This window comes from Paenibacillus contaminans, from assembly GCF_003285015.1.
Lineage (GTDB): Bacteria > Bacillota > Bacilli > Paenibacillales > NBRC-103111 > Paenibacillus_V > Paenibacillus_V contaminans.
In genome coordinates, this window is the sequence record NZ_QMFB01000024.1 from 25,683 (window position 1) to 39,859 (window position 14,177).

Below are 14,177 nucleotides of genomic sequence, written 5' to 3' on the forward strand. Positions count from 1 at the left end.
GAGGTAATCACGAATGTGCGGTATTGTTGGTTATGTAGGTAAACGGGATTCCCAGGACATTTTGATCGATGGGCTGAAAAAGCTCGAATATCGCGGATACGATTCCGCAGGCATTGCCGTTCATACGGCGAACGGACTTGAGGTGAAGAAGGCGAAGGGACGCCTCGCCGTGCTCGAGTCGCAATTGAGCGGGGACCCGCTGCGCGGAACGATCGGGATCGGACATACGCGCTGGGCGACGCACGGCAAGCCGTCGGACGTCAATTCGCATCCGCATACGGATAATTCGCAGAAATTTTCTGTCGTGCACAACGGCATTATTGAAAATTATATCGCTTTAAAAGAAGAGCTGATTGCGCAAGGGGTGCAGTTCGTCTCGGAAACGGACACCGAGGTTATCTCGCACTTGATTGCAAGCTTGTACGAAGGCGACATCGTGAAGGCGGTCCAGAAGGCCGTCAAGCGGATGAGCGGCGCTTTTGCGCTTGGCGTTCTGACCGAGTATGAGCCGGATAAGCTTGTCGCCGTGAGGCTGGCCAGCCCGCTTATTATCGGGGTAGGGCAGGATGAGAATTTCATCGGCTCGGATATTCCGGCGATTTTGGAGCACACGCGCAACGTGTACATCCTGAACGACGGCGAAATGGCGGCGTTGACGCAGGACGGCGTCGAGCTGATGACGATCGAGGGGAACTTTATTTCCCGCGAGATGTTCCATGTGGACTGGGATATTGTGACGGCGGAGAAGGCCGGCTTCGACCATTTTATGCTTAAAGAGATTCACGAGCAGCCGAAGGCTTACCGCGATACGATGGGCAGCCGTATTTCGCAAACCGGCGACCGTGTCGAGCTGAAGGAAGTCGGGATGTCGGCTGAGCAAATTCGCGGCATTCGCAACGTTCATATCGTCGCCTGCGGCACGGCATTCCATGCAGGCTTGATCGGCAAGTCGGTCATCGAGAAGCTGGCGCGTATTCCGGTCGAAATCGATGTCGCGTCGGAATACCGGTACCGGTCACCGATTATTACGAGCGATACGCTCGCAATCGTCGTCAGCCAATCCGGCGAGACGGCCGATACGCTGGCGGCGCTGCGTGAAGCGAAACGATGCGGCGCGCGCGTCGTGGCGATTACGAACGTGGTCGGCAGCTCCGTCGCCCGGGAAGCGGACGATGTGATCGTCACGTGGGCGGGGCCGGAAATCGCCGTCGCCTCCACGAAGGCGTATACGTCGCAGTTGATCGCGTTTTACCTGTTTGGCCTGCACCTGGCGCAAACGCTGGGCACGATGGAAGCGGCGGAAATCGCGCAAACGATCGCTGCGCTTCAGGCGCTGCCGGAGCAAGTTGAGGCCATTTTGCAGGAAAAAGATGCGATCAAGCGGATCGCCGAGGACATCGCGGGCCATGACAATCTGTTCTTCATCGGCCGCGGTTTAGATTATGCGGTAGCTATGGAAGGCTCCTTGAAGCTGAAGGAGATTTCGTATATCCACTCCGAGGCCTATGCGGCCGGAGAGTTGAAGCACGGCACTCTGGCGCTGATCGAGGAAGGCATCCCCGTCATCGCATTGGCGACGCAGGATGCGTTGTTCGAGAAGACGGTAAGCAACATCAAGGAAGTGAAGGCGCGCGGCGCGCACGTCCTCGGTCTCGCCAACGAAGGCGACCATGAGCTCGAGAAAGCGGTCGACGAAGTGTTCGCCATCCCGCGCACGCTTCCGCTGCTGACGCCGGCGTTATCCGTTATCCCGCTGCAACTGCTCGCTTACTACGCCTCGCTGGCACGCGGCAACGACGTCGACAAGCCGAGGAACTTGGCGAAGAGCGTGACGGTGGAGTAGTGGGGGTTGGGTTTTGTAGCAGCAGGCGTTGCACGCAAACAAAGTCATTTGACCGCAAATTAAATTCGTATTGAGCAATTAAAAGTCGTATCAGAGTCGAGCAGATCCAGGATTATTTCCTGACATTTGCTCGGCTTTTCTTTTTGGGGCAGGGGCGGGAGATCTGGGGGAAGACAGGAGAAAGCAGGGTTATTCTCGGATGTATCTCAGAGGCTTTATCAGGCGTTTCAAGGCTTCTAAGGCGTTGGAGTGGGGCTAAGTTCAGGCTTTACCCAGACTATTTCTGTTCTTGTAGCCTGATCCTTTTCCTGCCCGATAGAGTGGGGTGGCGTGCTGCGGCAGCTGCTTCACTTTTTTATTTGAAATAACGGGCGCTTATCATGAATTTATAAGCATGCTATTAGCTGCTTAAAAGAAATAAAATGGTATATTCGGATTATCATACTTAGGTGGTGATGACGAGTGGGGTATGAACATCCAAAACATATAATTGCGGTCTCAGCTTTGGTGAAAAACGAAAAAGACGAAGTCTTGTTACTAAGAACTCATTTGCGATCGGATACATGGGAAATGCCGGGAGGGAACGTCGAGATCGGGGAACCGTTAGATGAGGCTGTTCGAAGGGAGTTTTTTGAGGAGACAGGGATTTTAATCCGTCCCATCGGCATAACAGGCGTGTATTATAATGCGACTCGGCATGTTTTAGCAGTAGTGTTTAAGGCAGTGTATATCGGCGGCGATATAAAAATTCAACCGAAGGAGATTTTAGAAGCGAGGTATATCCTGCTAGACGATTCGAACATTGGCCAATACATAACGCGTCCGCAGCAAAAGTCTCGTACGCTTGATGCTATGAAAGCAAAGCATTTTGTTCCGTATGAAGCTTGTGAAGTAAGTCCGGAATATAACTTATTGTCCAGATTACACAATGAATGCTGACCTTGAATGGTTCCGCTAAAAGGATCGGCGGTTTACACCATCAGGATAAAGGCGAAAAAAGGGCGAATAAGCTGTGCGCTTATACGCCCTTTTTTTGTTAGTTGCTTATCTCTCCTTCAGCATGTTCGCGCTAGCCGAATGTCGGCTTATGCATGCGAGCGGACAGCGCGCACCACGAACTCCCTGAAGTTATAGTTCACGGGAGCTTCGGTTCCCCGCAAGGAAGCGACGGCTTCCATGAATTGGCGGTCCTCCGTGGTCGCCGAATTGTAGATGCCTGTCACCTCGATATTCTCGAAGCCGGCTTTACTTAACCAATCGCGGATTTCCGGGGAGGCCATGCCGAGCAACTCGTCTCTTTGGATGGAATTGTCCAGAAGCCTGAACAGGGTGGACGGCTGAAAAATATTTGGTACGACCGCCAGTAGCACCCCGCCTTCCCGTAGCGTCTCCCGGCATCTGTGCAGTGCCGAAATCGGATTGTGCAAACTGTGAAATGTGTTATGCAGAATCACTACATCAAGCGAAGCGGGAGAATGAAGCTCCAATGCCTGCTCGGCCGTTCCCGTATAAGCAGGGGCGGAGCAAACTAGCGATGCGCCTTCAGCGGCATTCCCGTTAGCATCTGCGCCGTACAGGACCGCTTCCGGAAACTTATCCTTGATCTTTAACAGGGTACCGCCAAGTCCGCATCCGATTTCGAGAACATGGGGAGCTGCATCGCCGGCTGTGCCGGGTATTCGATCAACCAAATCGCTGCGTATTTCCGTGGCGCGATCCGGGTGAAACCCCCATTTGTCCATGAATTTTTGCCGATTGGAGCTAATCAACTTATTAAATTCGACCGCCCGCTCTCCGAATGAGACGCTCCCGTAGTGATGGATAAATGTATCCTTGCATAGCAGCAAACGGTAGCCGGCTCTTCTGATCCGATAGCTAAGGTCGTCATCCTCGCAATTGCCCGGCGTAAATCGCTCGTCCAATTCGCCGATTTCCTCGAGAATATGGCGCTTAATCAGCATATTGTAACCGACCAGCTTCAGCCGTTCCTCCCAAAGAATCGGATTTGACCGGTTAAATGCTTCGGCGAAAAGCTGCATGCCTTCCATATTTTTGTACATAGCCGGGATGGTTTGATAGTACGAGCAGCTGTTGGTGACGGTTCCTACGGCGCCGATTTGCGGATCGCTGTGAAGCGCGATTAGCATATTTTCCAGCCAGCGGGCCGTGACTACGGTGTCGTTATTCAGCAGCAGGATAGCGTCGCCCTTCGCGATTCCGATCCCCTGATTGCACGCAGCAGGAAACCCGGCATTAAAGTCGTTGTATATGACGACGATATCGGATTGTTCCCGCAGCCAAGAAACCGTTTCGTCGCTGGAATGGTTATCGACGACGATCATTTCGTAGGAATCGGGAGCGGTATGCTTACGGATGCTCTCGATGCACGATTTCGTGTAATCGAGTTTATTGTAGGTAATAATCACAATGCTTGTGAGCATCGTTTCTGCTCCACTCACATCTTCGATCGGTTCTATCTCGGCAAACCGGGGATTGCGCGGGCGCTCGGACCGGGTCTCCGGTTTGTTCCCAAGTTTGATGCGAATAGATAACCAGATTTGGCTGGCGATAAAGATCGAAGAGTACATGCCTGCAATCAGTCCGATCGTCATAGCCAGCGAAAAAACGCGGATGGACTCGCTGCCCCAGAACAGCAAGGCGACGCTGGGGAATAGGACGGCAACTACAGTATTAACCGATCGTCCTAGCGTCTGCATGATGCTTGCGTTCACGATGCTTGCGTATTGCTCCGTCGAAACGGGCCGCTCCCGTTTCACATTTTCACGAATTCTATCGAATGTGACGACGGTATCGTTGATCGAATAACCGATGATCGTAAGCAAGGCCGCAATAAAAGTCAAGTTGACCTCGATCCGAAAGAGAGAAAAAGTACTGACGACGATAAAGGCATCATGAAGTAGTGCAACAATGGCCGCCAAAGCGAAAGACCATTGGAAACGGAATGCCAAATACAGCAGAATCCCTGCGCTGGCTACCGCTACCGCGATAACGGCTTTGAAGGCAAGATCCCGCGCAATACCGGGATCGACGGTGTTTTCTTCCCGTTCGATCTGGTTTCCGTATACGGCGGCAAATGCAGCTACGACTTGGTCTCCTTCGCCAAGGTTGGGATCGAGGATCGTTTCGAAACGTAAAGACACCCGATTCTGTCCATCTCCTCCGATCGTGACCGTGGACGGCCGGAAGCCGGCATCCCGCACGATTTGCTCGGCGCGCTGTTTATCGATGCTTTGTCCCAGCGTAATGTCGAGCGTCGTCCCCGCTTTGAAATCTACTCCCAGATGTAAACCTTGGACAGCCAAGCTGGCGATGCCGACGATCGTCAAAGCTATGGAGATCGCGTAGAAAAGCTTGCGCTTTCCGGCGAAATCGAATCCGCGAGCAGAAGTCTTGTCCTTAACGAATGGTTCCTGTTTCGTTATTCCGGCTGCAAACGCCGAAGGGCGGCGAAATAGACGGGTTTGCATTAACGTTTTCAGCAGCCACTGCGACATATACACATTCGTCAGAAAGCTAAGCGCTATACTGACGAGTAAAGTCAATGCGAAGCCGCGTATAGCGCCGGTGCCCACTTGAAACAAAACGATAGCCGCCAGCGCAGTCGTTACATTCGCGTCCATGATCGTGCGGAAAGAATGGCTGGAGCTGGCTTTCAGCGCTTTGAGCAAATCCGGCTCTTTGGCCGCTTCTTCTTTGAACCTGGCATAGGTGATGATGTTGGCGTCAACCGCCATGCCGATTCCGAGCACGATTGCCGCAATCCCGGGCAGCGTCAACGTCGCGTTTAACCCGTTCATTACAAGCAGAAGCAGCCAGGTATACGTAATCAGCGTAATGCTGGCGACGACTCCGGCCATCCGATACAAGACAAGCATGAATATCAGAATGAGAATAGAACCGGTGAGACCGGCAAGCGCCGTTTCTTTTAAAGAATGCTGGCCCAGCGATGCGCCGACGGATTGGGCATATTTCTCTGTCAGCTTGAGCGGAAGCGCACCCAGATTGATGTTATCGGCCAGCTCTTTGGCTTGTTCGGGCATATAGTTTCCGTAAATGGTCGAGATGCCGTCGGTCATAACGGCGTTAATGGTAGGCTCGGTAAGCAATGTTTCATCCAAATAGATGGAAATCGGTTGATGAAGGAGCCTTTCCGACAGCTTTCTAAGCTTTTCTTTTTCTTTCACCTCGACGCGGATCATAGGGCGCTGAGCCTTATCGTAAACGACGGCGGCAGCTCCTTCGACAAAGTCCCGTCCGTACAGCTCGATTGTACCGTCGGGCCCGCGAATGGTCAGCTCCGCTGGTTTCTTCAGCAGCTCGCGGACGTTGCGCTCATCCTCGACGCCGGCGAGCCTTACACGGATATAGCGACTGCCTTCCGTCCAAATTTCGGGCTCGCTCGTTCCGAGCGCATTGACGCGATGCTCCAGGCTTTTTGCCGTTTGCATCAGCGCTTCGCGGGTCACTTCCATACCGTCCGTTGAAGGGGACGCTTCGTAAAGCACCTCGAATCCGCCTTTCAGGTCAAGTCCCAATCGCATTTGTTGCAAAATATTGCCGCTGGTCGCAGCAATGACGAACAATGTCAAAATTACGCTGATTAAAAACGCGGCGATTCTTTTGTAGTTCAGCAATCTAACACCTCATTGGAAGATCGTTACATTTTAATGTTTATACGCATTTTCTCCTATTCTACTAAAAAAGTATAGGCGATGATTCTGGACATTTACTGGACAATGCGGCGTTATAAGGAAGATTCGGATGTTCAGTGAATGTCCAGAGCATGTAGTTAAAATGAACTAGTTGGTGATTAATAGCAAATTATGACGAAAGCGGGGGAACGGAAGAACAATCGGCGCGGTTTATGCAGTTCATGGCGGTAAACGGACAGAAATTGTCGAAAAATGCGGAAACGATAAGGAGAAGAAGCGATGAAGAAGAAGAAAAGCCGGATACTCGTGTCAGGAATGAGCATCGTAATGCTGCTAAACATGTCGGCTCAGGCTGTACAAGCCGCAGACGGATTTTTTGAGGACATTAAAACGGTCCCATGGGCGCAAAGGCATATTACCCAAATGTCGTTAATGGAAGTCATTAAAGGCAAGACGGATACTAAATTCAATCCTCTGGATATGGTAAGCAAGCAAGAAGCGATGGCGATGATGGTACGCTTGCTCGGCGAAGAAGGAAACTTGGGGACGACTGACGACTCGCTATCTGCTGACGACTGGGCCAAGCCTTATGTGAATCTGGGATTGAAGCTCGGATTGATCGATAGCGACGAGATCGTATCCGAAGGCAATATGCTCTGGGGGCAGACCCAATCGTCCCGCGAATGGGTGACGCAAATCGTGATACGGGCGATCCAAGCGCAGCGCGACGCCGAAGCGATGTCCAAGGAAGCTTCGTTCTTCACGGACGGGGAAAACATTTCTTCTGATTATCTCGGCTATGTGAACGTAGCTGCCAGCTTGGGCATCGTCGAAGGCACGACGGGCAACCTGTTCAAGCCGAAGGACAAGTTGACGCGTGCCGAGATGACGGCTATTTTGACTCGCACGCTTCCTTATTTGGTGAAAACGGCAAAAGTTTCGAGAAGCGTAGCGTACGGTACTGTGGTGGAATCGAACGATAACGGGATCACGGTGCTGACAAATGGCAATGTGCAGTCTTACGCATGGGCGGCCGATACGATGGTGTTCACGGCGGGCTCCAGCGAGCCGATGGACCGTTCCGCGCTCGCGGCCGGACAACCTGTTACGATTATACATGACGGTCAAAAAGCGGGCATGGTGCAGGTAACGGAAGCGCTGATCAAGCCTGAGGAGCTGCTGAAGAAGCTGTTGCCGAAGGGCGTTACAGGCGCAACAGGACCGGTAGGAGCGACGGGAGCAACCGGAGCGACAGGGTCGGTTGGAGCAACAGGCGCGACCGGTATGACAGGAAATAGCGGCCATGACGGTGCAACGGGCGCAACTGGCGCTACAGGTACAACCGGTTCGACAGGGGTAACCGGCGGCACTGGAACAACCGGAGCGACCGGAGCAACTGGCGGCACTGGAGCAACCGGAACGACCGGAGCAACCGGCGAGACTGGAGCGACCGGAGCGACCGGAGCAACTGGAGCGACCGGAGCAACCGGAACGACCGGAGCAACCGGCGAGACTGGATCGACCGGAGCAACTGGATCGACCGGAGCGACCGGAACGACCGGAGCAACCGGAGCAACTGGAGCAACTGGCGAGACCGGAGCAACGGGAACGACAGGGGCAACTGGAACGACCGGGGCAACCGGCGAGACTGGTGCAACCGGAGCAGCCGGAGCGACCGGAGCGACCGGAACGACCGCAGCAACCGGCGAGACTGGAGCAACTGGAGCAACTGGAGCAACTGGAGCAACCGGCGAAACTGGGATAACGGGAGCAACTGGAGCAACTGGCGAGACCGGTGCAACGGGAGCGACAGGAGCAACGGGAACGACCGGGGCAACCGGCGAGACTGGTGCAACGGGAGCAACTGGAGCAACGGGAACGACCGGGGCAACCGGCGAGACTGGTGCAACGGGAGCGACTGGAGCGACGGGAACGACTGGGGCAACCGGCGAGACTGGGGTAACTGGAGCAACTGGGGCAACTGGCGAGACCGGTGCAACGGGAGCGACAGGAGCGACGGGAACGACCGGGGTAACCGGCGAGACTGGGGTAACGGGAGCAACTGGGGCAACCGGCGAGACTGGGGTAACGGGAGCAACCGGAGCAACGGGAACGACTGGGGCAACCGGAGCAACCGGCGAGACTGGGGTAACGGGAGCGACCGGAGCACCGGGAGAAGGCACGACGGGCAATCACGGCTATGCCTCGAATACTACGGGTGCTGTTATAGCGGTAGTACCATTCGGCACGAAAATCCCGCTGCCGAATAGCCAACAAACGTCCGGAGTTACGGTAGATGGTTCGAACACGGAGTTCACCGTCAATAAATCCGGTATCTATTTGCTACAATATGATGTCAACTTAACTGCGCCGATGTTTGTGGGAGTAAGAATTACAGTGAATGGCACTGCCGGATTGCCTGACAGTGATATTCCGCCGATCTTAACCAGATCGAGCTTTACCAATACGATGATCGTCAGTCTTGCCGCCGGAGATACTTTATCGCTGGAATTTTATGGATTGATTGGAGCTGCTACACTGCTAACCGGTGACGGAGCTTCGCTCAACATCGTATTGTTGAAAGAATAACAGGAGTAGATAGGCGATGAACATTAGCATAGTCGTACTGGCCCAGCATGCGAAGCAATTGGAGAGCTGCCTGGCGGCGATCGGAAAGCATACGAAACGCCCTTACGAGCTGATTGTGGTGAATGATGGAGGTTTGCCGGAGATTAACGGGCTGCTTTCGCAGCCCGGAGCTCCCGTTTGCCGGATCGTTGCCTTGGAGCAGCGGGAAGGCGTGGCCGCAGGCTATAACCGCGGATTCGCCGCAGCGGCGGGAGACCGTATTGCCTTCATCAGGGACCACATTCAGGTTTCAGAAGGCTGGCTCGATGCGTTATCGGACTGCATGGATGCTCATCCGGAAGCTGCGCTGGTCGGGCCTATGACTCACGGCGTAAGCGGAATTCAGAATGCGTCGGAAGTTCCCTCAGAGGCGATGCTTGCGGTAGACCGTGCGATGCGTCCGCTGCTGCTGGGGAAGCAGCAGTCAGCGATGCCGGTCGCCCGCCTGCTCAATATTTTGCTGCTAGCCGATAAGGAAGCCTTCCGGCAGTTGGGCGGCTTCGATGAACGGTTCGTTCTGGAAACCTACGAGGATGACGACTTGTGCTACCGTGCGCTCCTGGCCGGTTTCGGCTTGTATGTGGCGCTGGATTGCTTTGTGCGGTATTCGCCGCCGCTTCCGCTCTTTCCCGAAGATCCTGGGCGGTTGGCCCGCCAGCTGGAAGCCAATCGCCGGACAGCGATGGAGAAATGGGGCGAAGACGTAACGGCAGCGCTGTCGAACTGGAAGCGGGATATCACGGTCAGCCTCTGCATGATTGTCAAGAACGAGGAACAGACGTTGGCGCGCTGCCTGTCCAGCGTATGCGACTTGGTGGACGAGATCGTCATCTTGGATACGGGCTCGACGGATCGAACGAAAGCGATCGCGCGTCAATTCGATGCAGCAATTTACGATTTCGTCTGGGAGGACGATTTTGCGAAAGCGCGAAACCGGGCATTCGAGTTGGCGACGCAAGAGTATATTCTTTGGCTCGACGCGGACGATATTTTGCTGCCGGAGGACCGGCTTAAATTTCGCACTCTCGTATCTGCGCTGCCCTGGCAAACCGACGCCGTCTCGATGACGTATAATCTGGCGCGGGACGAATACGGCAACGTCACGGCGAGCTTGCGTCGAAACCGTCTTGTTAGACGGAGCTGCGGCTTTAGATGGGTTGGCATTGTTCATGAATATCTGGACGTATACGGGAAGTTCCTCCACTCCGATGTCTGCGTGACGCACGACCGTCAACATACGAACAGCTCGCGTAATTTGCAAATTTACGAGCGGAGATTTGCAGCCGGAGAATTGTTTACGCCGAGGGATCAATTTTATTTTGCCAATGAACTGTTCGAGCATGGGCAGTGGGAACGCGCGGCCGAGCAATACGAATGCTTTTTGGCGGGGAACGAAGGCTGGGTCGAGGACAAGATTTCCGCCTGCGGGCGAGCGGCGGAATGCTACCGTGAGCTGAAGGATATGCTGAGGGCGAAGCAAAAAGCGCTGCAATCGTTCTCCTATGCGCTGCCGCGCGCGGAAAATTGCTGTCGTCTTGGGATGTTCTATCTCAGCGAGGGCAACTACGCGGACGCTGTATGGTGGTACAAGCTTGCCGCCGGGTTGACGCCGCCTGCGGACAGCCACGCGATCCTTCAGCACGTTTGCTGGACATGGCTGCCGCATTTGCAGCTGTGCGTATGCTACGACAGGCTTGGCCAATACGAGCTGGCTTACGGACATAATGAGCAAGCGGCTGCGTTCATTCCCGACGATACCCGGGTGAAGGGAAATCGGGAGTATTTATTGACACGTTTGTCGACGTGACGAGGAGGAGCTTGCTGTTTCAATGAATAAAATAACGGTTGCAGCCGGCTTGGCCGCATTGCTGGCATCGGCGGTATCGCCGGCCAACGCGGTGCCGAAGCCGGATGACGTAACATCATCGCCTGCCGTGCCGGCCGGTTTGCCGAACGAGCCGATCTTGCAAGATACGGCGGCGCCGGGAGAGCCCGCAACGGTGACGGGAGATACGTACGGCGCAGAAGAAGTTCCGCCGGCGGTATCCTTGCCCATTACCGGCAATCCGGGCGAATCGAGCTCCGTCACCGGGCAGGTTTACGGGGATGGCGCGTCCGAGGGCATTGCGCCCGACACCGTATACGGGATAATGGCGTTCGGCCAAAATCACGCGCTTGCCATCGATAAGCTTGGACAAGTATGGAGCTGGGGAGAGAACGGAAACGGACAGCTCGGCGACGGAACGAATAGCCGCAGAAAAGCTCCCGTGCAGGTGCCGGGACTTCAGCAGGCCACGGCGGTTTCCGCGGGAGCGTTTTATTCGCTGGCTTTGACGGCTGACGGCACGTTATGGGCGTGGGGCAGCAACAGTCTGGGCGAATTGGGCGCCGATACCGTGACAGGCAGCGCGGTTCCCGTTCCGGTCTTGCAAGACGTGGCAGGCATGGCAAGCGGAATTGCGCATACGGTGGCGCTGAAGAAAGACGGTACGGTTTGGAGCTGGGGCTTAAACAACAAGGGTCAGCTCGGCGCGGACGATGCCGTGAAGCGGAGCGTTCCGGTGCAGGTAGAAGGCTTGGAAGGAATTAAGCAGGTTGCGGCGGCAGGCTATTACACGCTGGCGCTTGGCGAGGACGGTACCGTGTGGAGCTGGGGCGACAACAGCTCCGGTCAACTTGGGGACGGGACAAAAAGCGGCAAAGTCAAGCCGGCTCCGGTACTCGGCGCTGCGAAGCAAATAGCCGCAGGCTCCGATCATGCGCTGGCTGTCATGACAGACGGCACGGTAACGGCTTGGGGCGGAAACGGCCAAGGCCAGCTGGGAGACGGCACAATGACGGACAGGCTGCACCCTGCGGAGGTCCCGGGATTGCAGGGCATTTCCAATATCGCCGCCGGTATGTTTTACAGCTTTGCGGCAACGGGCGACGGCCAATTATGGGGCTGGGGAGCGAACCGGCTAGGCCAACTTGGCGCCGGACATACGGCTGACCGCTTTTCCCCTGAGCGTATCGGAGGACTTGACGGCGTCCGGTCGATCGGTGCAGGTTTCTACAACGGCGGAGCCGTTAGTGAAAGAGGCGTCGTCTATACCTGGGGCTCCAATGCCGGCGGACAGCTCGGCAACGGGACGGAACAGTCCGTTACGGCGCCTGTAAAGGTGCTGGCGATCTCCCCAGAAGCCGCCGATTCGGAAAACCCGACTGCGCCTGTAGAGATTTCCCTTGTAGGCGTATCTAAGTCAATGGCGCAATTGTCTTGGACGGGAGCGATCGACGATGCCGGCATCGCCGCTTATGAAATTTATGTAGACGGCGAACTGGCCGGGACAAGCGGTTTGCCGGAGTACGTCCTGCGCGGCCTGCAGTCCGGAGCTTCCTACACCGTGGAAATCCAGTCGAGGGATACTTCAGGCAAGCTCTCGCAACGGGCATCCATACAGCTGACCACGCTTTAGCATATTGCCTGCAAAACCTCCGGAACCGTCATGGTCCGGGGGTTTTTGACGTTAAAGACTCTCGAGCATATCCGCGTACATTTGGCTGGTCGATTCTTTGGGGAGAAGCCCCAGCTCCGTTTGCAGCATGGCATGAAAGCTCTGGTAGTGTTTGACCAGGGATATCCGGTCCTTGCGCAGAAAGTAGGTTCGCAGCATAAGCTCATGAGAGTCCTCGTCCAAGTAGAATTTGTCCAGCGAACGCCGAAGCACGGCGATGGCCGGTTCGTAGCTTCCTTGCTCAATCCAGTGCAAAGCCAGTTGTCTGGATGCTTTGACATACAGATCCCGGTAATACTCCCGCGCAGATTCGCACCAGACGTAATCGTAGCCTTCGAACAATTCGCCTTGATGGGAGGCGAGCATACGCTCATATTGCTCGGCGTTATTGCCGTTCACCGGAGCCTCGTTATGAACAAAGCGTTCGAAGCTCTCCGCATCGGATAAAATGGACGCAAGGTGCACCTCGTAGCAGTTGTTTGCATAATCGATCGTTCCGGCGATGTCCGCTTCTTTAAGCGACCGGCGTACTTTATAAAGGGTAGTGTGCAGATGGGAATGCGCTTGCTCTTGAGAAACGTTCGGCCAAATATTGTCGAATAGCTCCCATTTGGTGACACGTTTACTTCGTTTTAAATAAAGGTAAGCCATCAATTCCTCGGTTTTGGATGTGCGCCATTTGATAGGCTGGGCTTCCGCACCTGGTCCGGTTACTTCGAAACCGCCAAGGCAACGAATACGCGCGCTAGAGGGAGCAGATAAGGGCGGGGAGGAGGGAGTTTTTGATTCGGCGGAATGTGCGCCATGCTCAACGGGTTGCTGACTCTTTCTCTTGAGCAGTCGTTCTATTGCCCGGTTCAACTGTATAGGGGTGACCGGTTTCAGAACGTAATCCAACACGCCCAGCTCGAATGCTTGTAGGGCATAGGTTTGGTGGCCGGTGACAAACACGATATGAATATGTTCATTGATACCGTTTACTTTACTTGCCATTTCTAAACCGCTCATCATCGGCATTTGAACGTCGATAAAAACAACATCCGGCCGAATGACAGGGAGAGCACGCAAGGCGGCGTGCGGACTGGCGTATGTACCGGCCACCTGCAAACGGCCATCTTTCTCTAAGATATATTTCAATATGTCCTGAGACGGAATCTCGTCGTCCACGATGACGGCTTTCATATCGGATGCTCCCTCCAGCATGTCTAAAATGAGTGTAGTCGGTTTGCTCCAGATGAAGCAAGAAACTTTGTGAAAGAATTGCTCGGGATCGCGAATAGAGAGCTGCTTAAAGATATCTTGTTGTAGAGACTGCTTGGCAGGGAATGCAACTCCGCAAATTATTTTAACAAACCAGCCTGTTTGGGGGCAATTATTATTTTGAGATGGAGCCGCCGCTACCGCCCGATTGACGAGGTATAGGCGGTTACTTACAATGGGGGGAAGCGGGGATATCCTGATAAAGGGACGGTTGGGGCAAAATGAGACTTGCAGCTAGGGGAATTATTGCAGCCGTTCGTACGGGTGCGGCATCCT

Annotated in this window: 7 protein-coding genes; 5 read left to right on the plus strand and 2 right to left on the minus strand. The window is 54.6% G+C overall.

The genetic code is table 11. The features are described from left to right. Positions 1-13 precede the first annotated feature (13 nt). Together glmS and DQG23_RS30245 are read left to right on the plus strand one after the other, a co-directional pair. On the plus strand, positions 14-1,843 hold the full coding sequence (gene glmS, locus DQG23_RS30240; RefSeq protein ID WP_113034774.1) for a glutamine--fructose-6-phosphate transaminase (isomerizing): 1,830 nt from the start codon (positions 14-16) through the stop codon (positions 1,841-1,843). Positions 1,844-2,305: 462 nt separating this feature from the next. Beyond that, positions 2,306-2,782 carry an NUDIX hydrolase gene (locus tag DQG23_RS30245; protein ID WP_113034775.1) on the plus strand — a complete coding sequence of 159 codons (477 nt, stop codon included), beginning with the start codon at positions 2,306-2,308 and terminating at the stop codon, positions 2,780-2,782. A gap of 146 nt (positions 2,783-2,928) precedes the next feature. Here DQG23_RS30245 and secF read toward each other — a convergent pair whose 3' ends face one another. Further along, positions 2,929-6,498: a protein translocase subunit SecF gene (secF, locus tag DQG23_RS30250; protein ID WP_113034776.1), complete on the minus strand. Its 3,570-nt coding sequence runs from the start codon at positions 6,496-6,498 to the stop codon at positions 2,929-2,931. Between the two features lie 297 nt (positions 6,499-6,795). On the opposite strand from secF, the gene DQG23_RS43500 reads away from it, so the two are divergent. From DQG23_RS43500 to DQG23_RS30265, 3 genes are read left to right on the plus strand one after another with little or no spacing between them, the layout of a single operon-like run. Then, entirely contained in the window at positions 6,796-9,105 is a 2,310-nt protein-coding gene (locus tag DQG23_RS43500; protein ID WP_113034777.1) for a BclA C-terminal domain-containing protein, read from the plus strand. 16 nt (positions 9,106-9,121) lie between these two features. Beyond that, the gene (locus DQG23_RS30260; RefSeq protein ID WP_113034778.1) at positions 9,122-10,951 is read left to right on the plus strand and encodes a glycosyltransferase; all 1,830 of its coding nucleotides are present in this window, start codon (positions 9,122-9,124) and stop codon (positions 10,949-10,951) included. A gap of 22 nt (positions 10,952-10,973) precedes the next feature. Next, a complete protein-coding gene (locus tag DQG23_RS30265; protein WP_113034779.1) occupies positions 10,974-12,602 on the plus strand; it encodes an RCC1 domain-containing protein in 1,629 nt (542 codons plus the stop codon). Positions 12,603-12,653: 51 nt separating this feature from the next. On the opposite strand, the gene DQG23_RS30270 is transcribed toward DQG23_RS30265, so the two are convergent. Then, positions 12,654-13,823 carry a response regulator gene (locus tag DQG23_RS30270; RefSeq protein ID WP_158560770.1) on the minus strand — a complete coding sequence of 390 codons (1,170 nt, stop codon included), beginning with the start codon at positions 13,821-13,823 and terminating at the stop codon, positions 12,654-12,656. Between the last annotated feature and the right edge of the window lie 354 nt (positions 13,824-14,177).